Origin of the sequence: Agrobacterium larrymoorei, from assembly GCF_037722385.1 — a bacterium.
Taxonomy (GTDB): domain Bacteria; phylum Pseudomonadota; class Alphaproteobacteria; order Rhizobiales; family Rhizobiaceae; genus Agrobacterium; species Agrobacterium larrymoorei_C.
Genome location: NZ_JBBKAQ010000011.1, coordinates 231,802 through 247,395, shown reverse-complemented (window position 1 = coordinate 247,395; position 15,594 = coordinate 231,802). Strand labels below are relative to the sequence as shown.

14 protein-coding genes are annotated in these 15,594 nt (G+C 59.5%); 8 read left to right on the top strand and 6 right to left on the bottom strand.

The window, feature by feature from the left end; all coding sequences use genetic code 11:
* Window positions 1-31: 31 nt before the first annotated feature.
* The 3 genes from WKI41_RS13975 to phnN are packed head-to-tail and all read left to right on the top strand — an operon-like array spanning window position 32 to window position 2,449.
* Window positions 32-724 (top strand): DUF1045 domain-containing protein, encoded by a 693-nt coding sequence (locus WKI41_RS13975; protein WP_340194098.1) that lies wholly within the window; start codon window positions 32-34, stop codon window positions 722-724.
* Window positions 717-1,853, top strand: coding sequence for an alpha-D-ribose 1-methylphosphonate 5-triphosphate diphosphatase (locus WKI41_RS13970; protein WP_340194097.1), 1,137 nt, complete (start codon window positions 717-719; stop codon window positions 1,851-1,853). Before WKI41_RS13975 ends, WKI41_RS13970 begins: the two co-directional genes overlap by 8 nt.
* Before the next feature lie 50 nt (window positions 1,854-1,903).
* Window positions 1,904-2,449 (top strand): phosphonate metabolism protein/1,5-bisphosphokinase (PRPP-forming) PhnN, encoded by a 546-nt coding sequence (phnN, locus tag WKI41_RS13965; RefSeq protein ID WP_340194096.1) that lies wholly within the window; start codon window positions 1,904-1,906, stop codon window positions 2,447-2,449.
* Window positions 2,450-2,457: 8 nt separating this feature from the next.
* Here the strand turns inward: phnN and WKI41_RS13960 are convergent, their stop codons facing one another.
* Complete coding sequence (locus tag WKI41_RS13960; protein WP_340194095.1) at window positions 2,458-3,339, bottom strand: LysR family transcriptional regulator; 882 nt, start codon at window positions 3,337-3,339, stop codon at window positions 2,458-2,460.
* 108 nt (window positions 3,340-3,447) lie between these two features.
* Here WKI41_RS13960 and WKI41_RS13955 point away from each other — a divergent pair, with 108 nt between their 5' ends.
* A complete protein-coding gene (locus WKI41_RS13955) occupies window positions 3,448-4,944 on the top strand; it encodes a CoA-acylating methylmalonate-semialdehyde dehydrogenase (RefSeq protein ID WP_340194094.1) in 1,497 nt (498 codons plus the stop codon).
* Window positions 4,945-5,167: 223 nt separating this feature from the next.
* Here WKI41_RS13955 and WKI41_RS13950 read toward each other — a convergent pair whose 3' ends face one another.
* Genes WKI41_RS13950 through hutI form a run of 5 tightly spaced genes read right to left on the bottom strand, consistent with a single transcriptional unit; the run spans window position 5,168 to window position 11,018 of the window.
* Window positions 5,168-5,734 carry a HutD/Ves family protein gene (locus tag WKI41_RS13950; RefSeq protein ID WP_340194093.1) on the bottom strand — a complete coding sequence of 189 codons (567 nt, stop codon included), beginning with the start codon at window positions 5,732-5,734 and terminating at the stop codon, window positions 5,168-5,170.
* A 3-nt stretch (window positions 5,735-5,737) separates the two neighbouring features.
* Window positions 5,738-7,423, bottom strand: coding sequence for a urocanate hydratase (gene hutU / locus WKI41_RS13945; protein WP_340194092.1), 1,686 nt, complete (start codon window positions 7,421-7,423; stop codon window positions 5,738-5,740).
* Window positions 7,424-7,433: 10 nt separating this feature from the next.
* Window positions 7,434-8,234 (bottom strand): N-formylglutamate deformylase, encoded by an 801-nt coding sequence (gene hutG / locus WKI41_RS13940; RefSeq protein WP_340194091.1) that lies wholly within the window; start codon window positions 8,232-8,234, stop codon window positions 7,434-7,436.
* A gap of 1 nt (window position 8,235) precedes the next feature.
* Entirely contained in the window at window positions 8,236-9,777 is a 1,542-nt protein-coding gene (gene hutH, locus WKI41_RS13935; protein WP_340194139.1) for a histidine ammonia-lyase, read from the bottom strand.
* Window positions 9,774-11,018, bottom strand: a complete 1,245-nt coding sequence (gene hutI / locus WKI41_RS13930; RefSeq protein WP_340194090.1) for an imidazolonepropionase — start codon at window positions 11,016-11,018, stop codon at window positions 9,774-9,776. Before hutI ends, hutH begins: the two co-directional genes overlap by 4 nt.
* A gap of 85 nt (window positions 11,019-11,103) precedes the next feature.
* Here hutI and WKI41_RS13925 point away from each other — a divergent pair, with 85 nt between their 5' ends.
* The 4 genes from WKI41_RS13925 to WKI41_RS13910 all read left to right on the top strand — a co-directional run bounded on the left by WKI41_RS13925 (window position 11,104) and on the right by WKI41_RS13910 (window position 15,577).
* Window positions 11,104-12,447 carry a formimidoylglutamate deiminase gene (locus WKI41_RS13925; protein WP_340194089.1) on the top strand — a complete coding sequence of 448 codons (1,344 nt, stop codon included), beginning with the start codon at window positions 11,104-11,106 and terminating at the stop codon, window positions 12,445-12,447.
* 89 nt (window positions 12,448-12,536) lie between these two features.
* Window positions 12,537-13,466, top strand: a complete 930-nt coding sequence (locus WKI41_RS13920) for a DMT family transporter (RefSeq protein WP_340194088.1) — start codon at window positions 12,537-12,539, stop codon at window positions 13,464-13,466.
* Between the two features lie 346 nt (window positions 13,467-13,812).
* A complete protein-coding gene (locus tag WKI41_RS13915; RefSeq protein WP_340194087.1) occupies window positions 13,813-14,919 on the top strand; it encodes a DUF475 domain-containing protein in 1,107 nt (368 codons plus the stop codon).
* A gap of 313 nt (window positions 14,920-15,232) precedes the next feature.
* Window positions 15,233-15,577 (top strand): MarR family transcriptional regulator, encoded by a 345-nt coding sequence (locus tag WKI41_RS13910; protein ID WP_340194138.1) that lies wholly within the window; start codon window positions 15,233-15,235, stop codon window positions 15,575-15,577.
* The last annotated feature ends 17 nt before the right edge of the window (window positions 15,578-15,594 follow it).

Sequence of the window (15,594 nt, the reverse complement as noted above, 5' to 3'; positions counted from 1 at the left end):
CTGTTTTCATGATGTTTGAAAGTGCGACCCCGTGCGCTACGCAATCTATTTTACGCCTCCCGCCACCGATCCGCTCACTGAGACGGCATCGCGGTGGCTGGGGCGCAACGCCTTTTCCGACGAGGTGTGTGACGACTATGCCGACTTCGCAGGTGTCACCGAAGATCCAAGGCGCTATGGTTTTCACGCCACGCTGAAAGCGCCCTTCGAACTTGCCGAAGACAGAAGCGAAGCAGAACTGGTGGAGGCATTTTCAGCTTTTGCAGCCAAACGAGTCGCCTTCGATATTCCCGAAATCGTCATCGGTTCTCTCGGGCCATTCTTCGCCTTGGTTCCTGCCACACTCTATCAACCGCTTCAGGATTTCACCGCCGAGGTGGTAACGCATTTCGAACCTTTCCGCGCGCCGCTTTCCGAGCGCGACATCGCCCGTCGAAAGCCCGAAACGCTGAGCGAAAGCCAGCGCGCCAATCTTCATCGGTGGGGCTATCCTTACGTCATGGACGATTTTCGCTTCCACATGACCCTGACTGGGCCGGTGAGTGACGGGCGCAGGCAAGAGATGGCGGATATTCTCACCCAGACATTTGCCGGCTTCATTCATCGCCCGCTGACGATTTCCGGCCTTGGCCTTTTCGTTGAAAAGCAGCGGGGCGAAGTTTTCACCGTTCATAGCTGGCAGCCACTGGCTGCTCCCAATACGAAAGATGTCCGAAATGGCTGAACATGTCCTATCCAATGCGCGCATCGTGCTGTCCGACGATGTCGTCCAAGGCTCCGTCCTGATCCGCGATGGCGTGATTGCCGATATCAGTGAGGGTGGATCGAAAACGGGCGAAGATTTCGACGGCGACTATCTGATTCCCGGCCTCGTCGAACTGCACACCGACCATCTGGAGCAGCACTATTCTCCACGCCCCGGTGTGACCTGGGACAAGATCGCCGCCATTCAGGCGCATGACGCGCAGGTCGCATCGTCCGGCATCACAACCGTCTTCGATTGCCTGCGTCTTGGCTCGGACGAGGATGGCGGCTTTGCCCGCGGCGAAATGCGCGACATGGCCAATGCCATCGAAAAAGCCAAGGGTGAAGATCGTCTTCGCTCCGATCACCTGCTGCATCTGCGCTGCGAAGTCGCCTCCGCCGACGTGCTGGAGCATTTCGAAGACTTCGAAAACGATCCGCATGTGCGGCTGATTTCGCTGATGGACCATTCCCCGGGCCAGCGTCAGTTCCAGACGATGGATCAGTACGTCATGTTCTATCAAAAGAAGCGTGGCTTGAGCGACGAAGCCTTCAAGGCCTTTGTCGATCGACGCGTTTCCGCCTCGCAAAAATTCTCCGGCAAGCACCGTGATTATCTGTCGGCCCGCTGCGCCGAACGCGGCATCACCGTTGCCAGTCATGACGATGCGACGGAAGCCCATGTCGAGGAGGCCATCGGCCACGGCGTGCGTCTTGCCGAATTTCCAACCAGCGTCGAAGCCGCCAAGGCGTCCCACACCGCTGGCATGAGCGTACTGATGGGCGCGCCGAACATCGTTCGCGGCAAATCCCATTCCGGCAATATTGCTGCACGCGATCTCGCCGAACTCGGCGTTCTCGATGTGCTGTCGTCGGACTACGTACCCTTCAGCCTGCTCTATGCGCCCTTCCTGCTGGCCGATCAGGTGGAAGGCATTACCCTTCCCAAGGCTCTGTCCATGGTCACGGCAACGCCCGCAAAGACGGTGGGCCTGACGGATCGCGGTTCAATCGCCGAAGGCCTGCGCGCCGATCTCGTGCGGGTTCGTCGCGAAAGCGGCGTGCCGGTGGTGCGGAGCGTCTGGCGACAAGGAAAACGTGTCGCATGAGCTTAGCATCGCCAGACTCAAGCTTACCAAGCCCCGACAGGGTGGGAACCATGATCGTTGTCGTCGGTCCGAGCGGCGCCGGCAAGGATACGCTCATCGATTATGCCGCAGAACGCTTGCGGCATAATCCCGACGTGAATTTCGTCCGGCGCGTCATCACCAGAGACAGCGATGCGGGTGGTGAGAACCATCAGGGCTGTACCGAAGACGCTTTTGAGCGGGAAAAGCTAGCCGGCGAATTTTGTGTGTCATGGAGCGCCCATGGCCTGCATTACGGCATTCCCGCCTCGGTCAAAGAGCATTTGAAGCATGGTGGCGTGGCGGTCGCCAACGGCTCGCGCTCGGCGCTGCCGCATTTCAGAAGTGCTTTCCCGTCATTGAAGGTGGTTGTGGTCACGGCCCGGCCGGAAATCCTCTCTGCGAGGCTCGCCAATCGTGGGCGTGAGAGCATGGCCGAAATTATGGGCCGGCTCGATCGTAAGGTTGAGGTGCTCTGCGACGATGTCGATGTGACAACAATCGACAATAGTGGCGAGATCGAAGAGGCCGGCTCCGCTTTGCTCGCCCTCGTTCAGGATTACCTGCCTGCCCGATAACACCCCAGTCACAAAAAGCTACGTCGCTCCTTCGCCACGATATCCTGGAGAAACTGCACCACCGTTCTGACGCGCGCTAGCTGCCGGGCATTTTCGTGATATGCCGTCCAGTAGGAGCGTCGAATGGACATGTGCGGAAGAAGACGAACCAGAGCCGGATCGTTTCGGGCAATGTAATCGTGCAGGATGCCGATGCCCGCGCCGGAGCGGACGGCTTCCGTCTGCCCGATCGCGCTCGAGACCGCAAAGCTCGGATCCCAGTCCCGCATGATTTCTTCGGTGAAATTGAGCGACGGGGAGAAAATCAGATCCTCGACATAGCCGATACGCCGGTGCTGTCTCAGCGCCTCGACGCTGTCAGGAAATGGGTGTTGCTCCAGATAGCTCTTCGCCGCATAGAGCCCGAGCGAGTAATCCGTCAGTTTGGAAAAGACCAGCCGCCCCTGTTCGGGTCGCTCGATCGTGATCGCAATATCGGCCTCGCGTTGGGAGAGTGAAAAGGAGCGCGGGATGGGCACTAGCTCGATTTTGAGTTCAGGATGCCGCGCTGTCAGTTCTCCAAGCCGCGGCGCGAGGAAGGAAACCCCAAAGCCATCCGGCGCGCCGATGCGCACGGTGCCGCTAATCGACGCGACACCCTGACCAAGCGCTGCCTGCACCGAAAGCATCTCCGTTTCCATCCGCTCGGCAGCCACGAGAAAGCGGCTACCGTCTTCGGTCAGCACACACCCCGTGGTGGTTCGAAGAAACAGCTGACACCCAAGCGCTGCCTCCAGCGCGGTGACCCGGCGGCTTAGCGTCGCATGATTGACGCCGAGCAGTTTCGCAGCTGCGAGGAATTGCCCGCTCCGCGCCACACTGAGAAAAATTCGCACATCGTCCCAGTCCATCGCTGCGCCTTGTGTCTATTTATGCACAACGGATGCGTATTCCTGGCCATTGATTTGTGCAACTCAAAACAGGATGGTGCAGCATCTAAAAGATCTTTGGAGGACACCATGAACGAGATCGGCCATTTCATTGACGGCAAGCGCGTGGCAGGCACGAGTGGCCGCACGTCGAATGTCTTCAACCCGGCAACTGGCGAAGTGCAGGCAACGGTCGCGCTGGCAAGCGACGCGGAAATCCTTGCCGCGGTTCAGAGTGCCAAGGCCGCGCAGCCCAAATGGGCGGCAACCAACCCCCAGCGCCGCGCCCGCGTCTTCTTCAAGTTCGTAGAACTTCTCAACAAGAACATGGATGAGCTGGCGGTTCTTCTCTCCAGCGAACACGGCAAGACAGTGGAAGATTCCAAGGGCGATATCATTCGCGGCCTGGAAGTTTGCGAATTTGTCTGCGGCATTCCGCATCTCGCCAAGGGCGAGTTCACTGAGGGTGCCGGCCCGGCGATCGACATGTACTCGATCCGCCAGCCGGTCGGCATCGGCGCGGGCATCACGCCGTTCAACTTCCCGGCCATGATCCCGATGTGGATGTTTGCGCCGGCGATAGCCTGCGGCAACGCCTTTATCCTCAAGCCCTCCGAGCGCGATCCTTCTTTGCCGATTCGTCTTGCCGAACTGATGATCGAAGCGGGACTGCCAGCCGGCATCCTTAACGTCATCAATGGCGACAAGAGCGCAGTGGATGGCCTTTTGACCAACCCGGATATCGGCGCCGTCTCCTTCGTCGGCTCCACGCCGATTGCCCGTTACGTCTATGGAACGGCCGCGATGAACGGCAAGCGCGCCCAGTGCTTCGGCGGCGCCAAGAACCACATGATCATCATGCCGGATGCCGATCTCGATCAGGCGGTCAACGCGCTGATGGGTGCTGGCTACGGTTCTGCTGGCGAACGCTGCATGGCTGTGTCTGTTGCCGTGCCGGTCGGTGAAGACACCGCCAACCGTCTGGTTGAAAAGCTGATCCCGCAGATCGAAGCCTTGAAGATCGGTCCTTATACTGACGACAAGGCCGACATGGGTCCGCTCGTTACAAAGGAAGCTCAGGCACGCGTGAAGGGCCTGATCGACAGTGGTGTGGAGCAGGGCGCAAAGCTTCTGGTCGATGGCCGCGATTTCAAGCTTCAGGGCTATGAGAACGGCTACTTCGTCGGCGGCTGCCTGTTCGACCACGTCACGCCGGACATGGATATCTACAAGCAGGAAATCTTCGGACCGGTTCTCTCTGTCGTCCGCGCCCAGAATTATGAAGAAGCACTCGATCTGCCGATGAAGCATGAATACGGCAACGGTGTTGCCATCTTCACCCGCGACGGCGATGCCGCCCGCGATTTCGCCTCCCGCATCAATATCGGCATGATCGGCGTCAACGTGCCGATCCCGGTTCCGCTTGCCTATCACTCCTTCGGTGGCTGGAAAGCCTCGAGCTTCGGCGACCTCAACCAGCACGGCACGGATTCGATCAAGTTCTGGACCAAGACCAAGACGATCACCGCCCGCTGGCCATCCGGGATCAAGTCGGGCGCTGAATTCGTCATGCCGACGATGAAGTGATGCGGTTTTTAGTGTGAAAGATGGAGGCCCCGTTCGCGCGGGGCCTTTCTTTTGGTAGCCCCGAATTCCCCCTCGGGTCATCCTCCGGCTTGACCCGAGAATCCATTTTTCCCAACCACGTTAATGGCTTATAAATCCTCGGCTCAAGGAGGATGACGGTTAAGAGGGAAGTTGGCCGTCATCTCTAAGCAGAGCGTCGCTTGAGCTTATCCCTTCTCGAGCGCTAAGCAGCCCCTTGGAGTCGTATTTCATAGCAGACGATATTCTCTGCCGTGACACTGGCATCTTCTCCAACGAGCACGCAATCCATCGCCTCTAACTCCACTGCCTCATCCTTGCTGGTGAGCGTGACGGGACCCGTCGCCAGAAGATACATCGTCTCCCCACGCTCACAGCCACGCACCGAGAACGAGCCCGTCTTCCTTGCCACGCTATGCACAAAACGTCCACGGCGGGTCATGACGTTGAGATCGGTGATCGCGCCATCCAGAAGCGTGGCGTCGACAGGAACATCGGCGGCAAATCGAAGCGGATCGCTTTCCATCGTCAAAAGAACCGGTGCCGCACCATCGATGGTGAGCGACATGCCGTGCCCGGAGAGAATCGATAGCGTTCGATCGATCTCGGGAAAGAGAGAGAAGGCGGCGTCATTGGCGACGCTCGCCATGCTGATCCGCCACGCGAATCCATCCATCGATGCGCCGGGTGGAAAAACGGCGATTTCCACCGTCTCTCCCTTGCCGTTCTTCCACGGCATGCGCTTGTAGTCGCAGGCGCGAAGCCGCTTCATCGCTCAGTTCCCCAGAATGCCGGGCAGGCGAAGGCCCTTCTCCCTGGCGCAGTCGAGCGCAATGTCGTAACCGGCATCCGCGTGACGCATTACGCCGGTCGCCGGGTCGTTCCACAGCACCCGCTCCAGGCGGCGTGCCGCATCATCCGTGCCATCGGCGCAGATAACGACACCCGAATGCTGCGAGAAGCCCATGCCGACACCGCCGCCGTGGTGCAGCGACACCCAGGTGGCGCCCGAGGCGGTGTTGAGGAGCGCGTTCAACAGCGGCCAGTCGGACACGGCATCCGAACCATCCTTCATCGCCTCCGTCTCGCGGTTGGGTGACGCGACCGAGCCGGAATCCAGATGGTCGCGACCGATGACGACAGGGGCTTTCAACTCGCCGTTCTTCACCATCTCGTTAAAGGCAAGTGCCAGGCGATGACGATCGCCAAGGCCAACCCAGCAAATGCGTGCCGGCAGGCCTTGGAAGGCGATGCGCTCGCGCGCCATGTCCAGCCAGTTGTGGAGGTGCTTGTTGTCCGGCAGCAGCTCCTTCACCTTCGCATCGGTCTTGTAGATATCTTCCGGATCGCCCGAGAGGGCGGCCCAGCGGAACGGCCCGATGCCGCGGCAAAAGAGCGGGCGGATATAGGCAGGCACGAAACCGGGGAAGGCGAAGGCATTTTCAAAGCCTTCTTCCTTGGCGACCTGGCGGATATTGTTGCCGTAGTCGAGCGTTGGAACACCGGCGTTCCAGAAATCCACCATGGCCTGAACCTGCGTCTTCATAGAGGCACGGGCCGCAGCTTCCACCGCCTTCGGATCGCTTTCCTGCTTGGCACGCCATTCGGCAACGCTCCAGCCAGACGGCAGGTAGCCGTGGATCGGGTCATGGGCAGAGGTCTGGTCGGTGACGATATCCGGACGGGCACCACCCGCCTTCATCCGCTTGACGAGTTCCGGGAAGATATCGGCGACATTGCCGATCAGGCCGACGGACTTTGCTTCGCCTGCCTTGGTCCACTGGTCGATCAGTGCCAGCGCTTCATCCAGCGTATGGGCCTTGGCATCCAGATAGCGGGTGCGAAGGCGGAAATCGACGCGGGTCTCATCACACTCGACAGCAAGGCAGCATGCGCCTGCCATGACGGCGGCGAGCGGCTGCGCGCCACCCATGCCGCCAAGACCGCCGGTCAAGATCCACTTGCCCTTGAGGTTGCCGCCAAAATGCTGGCGTCCGGCCTCCACGAAGGTTTCGTACGTGCCCTGAACGATGCCCTGCGTGCCGATATAGATCCACGAACCGGCGGTCATCTGGCCGTACATGGCGAGACCCTTGCGGTCCAGTTCGTTGAAATGTTCCCAGGTGGCCCAATGTGGAACGAGGTTGGAGTTGGCGATCAGCACGCGCGGCGCGTCCTTGTGGGTGCGGAACACGCCAACAGGCTTGCCGGATTGCACCAGCAGCGTCTCGTCCTCATTGAGGTCTTTCAGCGTGGCAACGATCCGGTCGAAATCCTCCCAGGTGCGCGCAGCGCGGCCAATGCCGCCATAGACGACCAGCTCATGCGGGCGCTCGGCCACGTCCGGGTCCAGATTGTTCATCAGCATGCGAAGCGGTGCTTCGGTCATCCAGCTCTTGGCATTCAGTTCCGGACCGTGTGGTGCGCGGACTTCACGTTCGTTATGACGCGGATTTGTCATGGTTTTCCCCTTATGTCCTGAAGTTCAGCGCAAAATCTTCCATGCGCGTCAGAATGGTTTTGAGATGGGTGCGGAGCTTCGCGGCCTTGTCGCCATCATAGGCAAAGGGCGGCGTTTCGGTTTGTAGATGGGTGCATTGCGCAAGCTCCATCTGGATCGCATGCACGCCCTTGTCTGGCTGACCGTAATGGCGCGTGGTCCAGCCGCCCTTGAAGCGGCCGTTGAGAATGGAGGTGTAGCCTTCGGCGGCAGTCGTCACATCGACGGCAATGGCTTCCACTGCTGGATTGCAGGTTTTGCCCATATCCGTTCCGATGTTGAAATCCGGTAGCTTGCCCTCGAAGAGAAAGGGAATATGCGAGCGGATGGAATGGCAATCGTAGAGAATGGCAATGCCATGGATCGCCTTCACCCGCTCGATCTCCGCTGCCAGCGCCGCGTGATAAGGCGCATGGAAATTCTCGAGCCGATAAGCGATATCCGCTTCTTTTGGCGCTTCACCCTCTTTCCAGATCGCCTTGCCGTCGAAGTCGGTTTCGGGAACGAGGCCGGTCGTGTTCTGGCCCGGGTAAAGGCTGGTGCCGGAAGGATCGCGGTTGGCGTCGATAACATAGCGGTGGAACGTGGCACGCACCGTCGTCGCGTCGGCAAGCAGACCGGCGTAAAGTTCGTGAATATGCCAGTCTGTGTCTGCCAGCAGCCGGCCATTGTCGTTTAGCCGCTCCCGGATGTCTGGTGGAACGTCCGTGCCAGTGTGAGGCAGGCCGAGTATGATGGGCGATCGACCGTGGTGGATATCGACGACGGCCATCTCAAGCCTCCAGCTTCGGCAGAATGCCGGCCGAAATCGCATCGACCAGCGCTCCGGTGGCGATAAGATCGGACGCGGCTTTCAGATCGGGCGCCATGTAGCGGTCTTCTTCCAGCGAAGGGATCGCGGCGCGCAGCACTGACATGGCCTTCTGCAGTTCAGGGCTCGTCGTCAACGGGCCACGCAGCTCGACGCCCTGCACCGCGGACAAGGCCTCGATGCCCAAGATGGCAAAGAGGTTTTCCGTCATCGCAAGCAGGCGGCGCGCGCCGTGGCAGGCCATGGACACGTGGTCTTCCTGATTGGCGGAGGTTGGCGTGGAATCCACCGATGCCGGGTGTGACATCTGCTTGTTCTCGCTCATCAGCGCAGCCGATGTCACTTCGGCAATCATCAGGCCGGAATTCAGGCCGGGCTTCTTGGATAGAAACGCAGGCAGTCCGTAGGAGAGGGCGGGATCGACGAGAAGCGCGATACGGCGCTGGGCAATTGCGCCGATTTCACAGATCGCAAGGGCTGTCTGGTCCGCGGCAAATGCCACCGGCTCCGCATGGAAATTGCCGCCGGAGACGACGGAATTGTCGGAGAGAACCAGCGGATTGTCGGTCACCGCATTGGCTTCGATTTCCAGTGTCTTTGCCACTTGGCGCAGGAGATCGAGGCATGCACCATCGACCTGCGGCTGGCAGCGAATGCAGTAGGGGTCCTGCACGCGCTCGTCGCCTTCGATGTGGCTGACGCGAATTTCCGATCCTTCCAGCAATTGCCGAAGAGCCGAACCCGCATCGATCTGGCCCTTATGGCCGCGAAGCGTGTGAATATCGGGATGGAAAGGCGCCGAAGACCCCATGGCCGCATCGGTGGACAGCGCGCCAGTGATGAGCGCTGCCTGTGCCGCACGGTGTGCGCGGAAGAGACCGGCAAGTGCCAGAGCGGTCGATGTCTGCGTGCCGTTGATCAGCGCAAGTCCTTCCTTCGCCGCCAGAACGACGGGCGACAGACCGGCTTTTGCCAGCGCGTCGCGGGCGGCCATCTGCTCACCACCAACGAAGGCCTCGCCTTCGCCCATCATCACCGCTGCCATATGGGCAAGCGGAGCGAGATCGCCCGAAGCGCCGACCGAGCCCTTTTCCGGGATCAGGGGAATAACACCCTTTTCCAGCATGGCTTCGATCAGCCGCACCAGTTCCAGCCGAACGCCGGACGCACCGCGACCGAGCGAAATCAGCTTTAGCGCCATGATAAGCCGCACGACGTTCTCTGGCAGGGGCGCGCCGACGCCGCAGCAGTGGGAGAGGATCAGATTGCGCTGAAGGGTCGCGACATCGGCGGCGTCGATCTTGATCGAGGCAAGTTTGCCGAAGCCGGTATTGATGCCATAGACCGGCGCATTGCCGGCGGCGATATCGGCAATACGCTTTGCCGCTTTCTCGATACCCGCATCGAAGGATGGATGAAGCTTGGCAGCACCATTCCCCCAATAGATTGTTGCCAGATCGGCAAGCGGCACAGCGCCCGGATGAAGAATGATGGTCATGGTCAGATCGTCCGTCCCTTGAAGATGCGTGCGTGAAGCGGATTGAAGCCAATGCGGTAGACGAGTTCCGCTGGGCGCTCGATACTCCAGATGGCGAGATCGGCAGATTTGCCGACTTCCAGCGTGCCCGTCTCGGAAAGAAGATTAAGAGCCTTTGCAGCATTGCGGGTCGTAGCGGTCAGGCACTCATCCACGGTCATGCGGAAGAGTGTCGCGCCCATATTCATGGTGAGCAGCAGCGATGTCAGCGGCGAGGTGCCGGGGTTGCAATCGGTGGCAAGCGCGATGTCGGCGCCTGCATCGCGAAGCGCTTGCATTGGCGGCAGATTCGTCTCGCGCAACGCATAGAACGCGCCAGGTAGGAGAACGGCAACCGTGCCGGACCGGGCAAGCGCCTTCGCACCGGCCTCATCGAGATATTCCAGATGATCGGCAGAGAGCGCACGATAAGAGGCTGCCAGTTCTGCGCCGTGAAGATTGGAAAGCTGTTCGGCATGAAGCTTGACGGGAAGGCCGAGCGCCTTCGCCTTATCGAAGACGATGCGCATTTCCCCGACGGAAAAAGCGATGCCTTCGCAAAAGCCATCGACCGCATCGATGAGTTTTTCCTGATGGGCGCGTTCCATACCAGGCAATACAACGCCGGCTATGTAATCCGCGTTTCGGCCCTTATATTCGGCGGGCGTCGCATGCGCGGCGAGATAGCTGGTGACCACGCGAACCGGGCGCAGGGTCTCAAGCCTGCGCGCCACACGCAGCATCTTGCATTCAGTCTCTATATCCAGTCCGTAACCGGATTTGATTTCGACGGTGGAAATACCTTCGGCCAGCAACGTCTCGAGGCGGGGAAGGGCTTCCGCCACCAGTTCGTCTTCGCTCCTATTGCGGGTATCGCGCACAGAGGAGACGATCCCGCCGCCAGCCTTGGCGATCTCTTCATAGCTTGCGCCGTTGAGGCGCATCTCGAATTCCATGGCGCGGTTGCCGCCAAATACCAGATGTGTGTGGCAGTCGATCAGTCCGGGCGTGATCCAGCGGCCTTCGCAATCGATTGTCTCTGCCTGTTCGATCAGGGTGGAAGGAAGCTCGGTCTCGGGGCCGACAAACACTATCCGCCCCTCTTTTGCGACAATCGCACCGCCCTCGATAATGCCAAGGCCATCACGGTAGGGATCGAGCGTCGCAATGCGGGCATTTCGCCAGAGCGAAAGGCCGTTCTCGGCTGAGGTGGAATTCCGGTGTGCCATCAGTTTTTCCTTCCCTTCTGATCAATATGTATATACATAATGGAGGCAGAGGCAAGAGCCTGTTCGAGGAAATTGAGGAGCCGACATGTTCATCCATGCTGAAACCGCTTTGTTGCCGACGGGCTGGACAAGCAATGTCCGCCTTGAGATTGCCGACGGTAAGGTGATGTCGGTCACGCCGGATATGGAAGCGCTCGCGGATGACCAGCGGCACGCCGTAATTGTTCCTGCGATGCCGAACCTGCACAGCCACGCCTTTCAGCGCGCCATGGCCGGCATGGTGGAGCGGCGCGGTGCTACGCAAGACAGCTTCTGGAGCTGGCGCACGCTGATGTACCGCTTTGCCCTGTCTATGACGCCAGAGCAGGTGGAGGCCGTAGCTGCCCAGCTTTACATGGAAATGCTCGAAACCGGTTTCGGTCGCGTGGGCGAGTTTCACTACCTCCATCATGATAAGGATGGAGGGCACTACGACAATATTGCGGAGCTCGCAGAACGGATCGCCGCCGCAGCATCGCAGACGGGCATCTCTCTAACATTGCTGCCGGTGCTCTACGCCCATTCCGGTTTCGGCGGTCAGCCTCCGGTTGATGGCCAACGCCGCTTCATCAATTCGACCGACAGTTTTTCCCAGCTTTTGGAGGGCTGCCGCAGGGCCGTTTCAGGCCTGCCGGACAGCGTGATCGGCGTCGCTCCGCACAGCCTGCGCGCCGTCACGCCGGAAGAGCTGATCTTTGCTGCGCAATTGGCTCCAGATGCGCCGCTCCACATTCACATTGCCGAGCAGGTGAAAGAGGTCGAAGACTGCATCGCCTGGTCCGGTATGCGTCCCGTGGAATGGCTGCTGGACAATGCCGACGTCACCAACCGCTGGTGCCTCATCCACGCGACCCATATGACGGAAGCGGAAACACGCGGTGTTGCGGAGAGGGGTGCGATCGCCGGTCTTTGTCCCATCACGGAGGCCAATCTCGGCGACGGTACTTTTTCCGCGGTTGAGTTCCTCAAGCATGGGGGCGCTTTCGGGATCGGCTCCGACAGCAATGTGCTGATCGGCGTCGGTGAAGAATTGCGCCAACTTGAATATTCCCAGCGCTTGGCGCATCGGGCGCGCAATGTCATTGCGCCGGCCAACGGCTCGACCGGACGCACGCTGTTCGACGGCGCTCTGGCGGGTGGCGCTAGCGCTTTGGGCGCCAAGGCTGGAATTGCCGTGGGCAACGCTGCGGATTTCTGCTCATTGAACGTGGATGCCGCACCCTATCTCCAAGGTGACGACATTCTCGATGGCTGGATTTTCGGCAATCTTGTCAGGCCGTGCGACGTCTGGATCGGCGGCAAGGCCGTGGTCCGCGACGGCATCCATATCCGGCGCGATGAGATCGCACGTCGCTTCCAGCACACGATGAGGCAGCTTTTGTCCGTCTGACCTTTGCAGATGAAGCTAATATAGGCGCTGGGCGACCTTGACTTCGTAAACAAGCTCGCGGAGTCATTGCGGTCAGGGAGTTCAGACACATGCCACATTTTCTTCGCCAGCTTTCGCCGACAGGTCTCGGCGTTGCCGTCATGCTTTTTGGCATGGTGCTCTTCGCGCTCAATGACGCAATGGGCAAGTTCCTCGTCTCCACCTATAGCCTTGGCCAGGTGGTCGCCGTGCGAAGCATCGCGGCCATCGTCATCCTGCTGCCGATCGTCTGGAAGGCAGGGCTGTCGAAACTGGTGAATGTCGAGCGCCCCGGCCTGCAGGCCGCACGCGTCTTTTTCTCCACCGCGGAGCTCTTCTGTTTCTATTTCGCCGTCGCAGCACTTCCGCTTGCCGACGTCATGACCTACTGGCTGGCTGCACCCATCTATGTGGCGGCTCTCTCGCCCTTTCTTCTCGGCGAGAAAGTCGGCTGGCGGCGGTGGACGGCGATCGGCATCGGCTTCGTCGGCGTTCTGATCGCCCTGAAGCCAAGCTCCGCCTCTTTGACTAGCGCCGCCTTCTTCTCCATTCTCGGCAGCGCTGCCTTTGCCTTCATGATGCTGTCCGGTCGGCAGTTGCGCAACACGCCCGATACCGTGCTCGCCTTCTGGCAGATTATTGGGGCAGGGCTTGCAGGCGTTATCGCCATTGTCGTGACGCCGTCCGGCTGGATTGCGCTGCAATCGGGCTTCGATCTGTCGCTGCTCGCGCTTCTCGGCATCGTGGCAATGACTGCGCATGTCCTTGTCAACCGTGCGCTCAAACTTGCCGACGCGGCAACTATCGCGCCGTTGCAATACACATTGCTGCTCTGGGCCGTCATTTTCGGCTGGTTGATTTTTGGCGATGTGCCGCAGATGAGCATCGTCATCGGCGCAGGGTTGATCGTGCTGTCCGGCCTTTACATCTTCTTCCGCGAGAATGCAGTGAAGCGCAAACAGGCGAGGCTGGCGGACCAGCCAATCGAAGATTTGGTCTGAGTGCTGCGCATCTGCATTGATGGAGATGCGCCCAATACAACCTGCGGCATACAAATCCAGCTTTTCCAGGCCGTAACTGCTCGTGAACAGGTCCAAAAACAACTTTGACCTTGACGAAATCACGAAGTTGCGAGACTAGAATGACATCTTGCCCCTGACATCGGGCAAGACAAAACCTTGGTGCCGGGCCCCTCTGGCGAGAGTTTTACGGCGCTCTCGCGATGTCGGTACCGCCTGCTTATGACGCCGGCGGATGAACACCCATGAACAATCCAACCACGCATTCTGTGCTGGCGCGCAACGCCATGCACATCTCCTGCTCCTGTACCGTTGCGGGGGATTTCTGATGACGCCCACCACGCAATCCACGCTCTCCTATTTCAAATGGGCTTTTATCGTAACCGTCGTCGGCCTCATTCTCGGCGGCTATCTCGGCTGGGAAATGACCGGCACGGTAAGTGGCACGGCCACCATCTTCTTCATCTGCGCGGTTCTTGCCGTGTTGGAAATCTCGCTTTCCTTCGATAACGCCATCGTCAATGCCAACAAGTTGAAGGACATGACGCCCGAGTGGCAGCATCGCTTCCTCACTTGGGGTATTTTGATCGCCGTCTTCGGCATGCGTATCGTCTTCCCGCTTCTGATCGTCGTCATCGCCGCAAACGTCGGCCCCTGGACAGCCATGGTGATGGCAGCGACCGAACCGGATCGCTACGCCCAGATCATGCATGACGCGCATCTGCCGATTGCCGCCTTTGGCGGCACCTTCCTGATGATGGTTGGCCTCAGCTTCTTCTTCGATCATGAAAAGGACGTTCACTGGGTCCGGTGGTTCGAGGAAAAGATCGCCACCTATTCCTCGATCAAGGGCATCGAAATCGCCTTTGTTCTCATCATCATGCTGATCTTCACGCGCATCATCAGCAACAGCACCAATCCCGATCTCGGTCCGGAAGCCGCCAACGTGTTCTTCACCTCTGCCATCTGGGGCCTGTTGACCTTCCTTCTGGTGGAAGTGCTCGGCGGCGTCCTCGATCGCAGCCAGCAGATGCTGGAAGGCGCGGCAAAGGGCGGCTTCGGCGCGTTTCTGTACCTCGAAGTTCTGGATGCCAGCTTCTCGTTTGACGGCGTCATCGGCGCGTTCGCGCTGACGTCGAACCTCTTCATCATTGCCATCGGCCTTGGCATCGGCGCCATGTATGTGCGCTCCATGACCATCATGCTGGTGGAGAAAGGGACGCTTGCAGAATATCGTTACCTCGAGCATGGCGCCTTCTACGCGATCCTGATCCTTTCGGTGATCATGTATACGCAGAGCCTCGTCCACATTCCGGAAGTGATCACCGGCCTTGGCGGCGCGACGCTGATCGGCATCGCGCTGTGGTCCTCGATCCGCTATAACAAACAGGAAAAGGCCCGCGAAGCCAGTGCCGCTCATGGTGCTAAAGTCTGACAAGGCGCAAGACCCGCTGCCTCGTGAAGTGGAGTGTTTCTGCTCCTTAATTTTGCGCCTCGCTTAAAAAATCCTCTCCAGCCTCATGGGAAGATCCGAATCGGAGGCGTAGAACAGCCAAATTGTTGAAACGGCAGCTTGGCATGTTTCCTGCGTCTTGCGTTCCGAAGTCCAGAGGGGACGCGAAAGCTCAAAAGAGCAGATACCGACCGCCGCCATTTTGAAGAGGCATCTTCGATGGCGGCGGTTTTGTTTTTATTCACCGGTTGGCGCGATGATGGAGGCGGTTGATGAAAGAACGGAGACGTCCAACGTGCCAGTGGAATTGTCGCCAAGCCAGGCGCTTGGCTTGTGGCACCGCGTCGCGCTTGCCCAGGTAGAAGGCGATGCGCCCGATCTGACGCTGAGACAGACGGCCATCCTGCTTCACATCTATCTTGTCCCGCCGCCACATACTGTGCGTGGCCTCGCAACCGTGCTCGGGGTCACCAAGCCAGTGATTACCCGCGCACTGAATAGCATGGGGGCGATGGGTCTGGTGGATCGCGAACGCGATGAGAAGGATCGTCGCAACGTCGTGATCAAACGCACGGTCGCAGGCGCGCTCTATCTGGAAAAGTTCGGCGATCTGATTATTGATGAAGCACGAAAAGCCTAATGCTTGAAAGTTGCCGC

Coding starts and splice junctions, on each gene's coding strand:
- hutG (WP_340194091.1), bottom strand. CDS start 8,234: ATGGCCGTCGTCGATATCCACCACGGTCGATCGCCCATCATACTCGGC.
- hutU (WP_340194092.1), bottom strand. CDS start 7,423: ATGACAAATCCGCGTCATAACGAACGTGAAGTCCGCGCACCACACGGT.
- WKI41_RS13920 (WP_340194088.1), top strand. CDS start 12,537: ATGCCACATTTTCTTCGCCAGCTTTCGCCGACAGGTCTCGGCGTTGCC.
- WKI41_RS13970 (WP_340194097.1), top strand. CDS start 717: ATGGCTGAACATGTCCTATCCAATGCGCGCATCGTGCTGTCCGACGAT.
- hutI (WP_340194090.1), bottom strand. CDS start 11,018: ATGGCACACCGGAATTCCACCTCAGCCGAGAACGGCCTTTCGCTCTGG.
- WKI41_RS13955 (WP_340194094.1), top strand. CDS start 3,448: ATGAACGAGATCGGCCATTTCATTGACGGCAAGCGCGTGGCAGGCACG.
- WKI41_RS13925 (WP_340194089.1), top strand. CDS start 11,104: ATGTTCATCCATGCTGAAACCGCTTTGTTGCCGACGGGCTGGACAAGC.
- WKI41_RS13915 (WP_340194087.1), top strand. CDS start 13,813: ATGACGCCCACCACGCAATCCACGCTCTCCTATTTCAAATGGGCTTTT.
- WKI41_RS13960 (WP_340194095.1), bottom strand. CDS start 3,339: ATGGACTGGGACGATGTGCGAATTTTTCTCAGTGTGGCGCGGAGCGGG.
- WKI41_RS13950 (WP_340194093.1), bottom strand. CDS start 5,734: ATGAAGCGGCTTCGCGCCTGCGACTACAAGCGCATGCCGTGGAAGAAC.
- phnN (WP_340194096.1), top strand. CDS start 1,904: ATGATCGTTGTCGTCGGTCCGAGCGGCGCCGGCAAGGATACGCTCATC.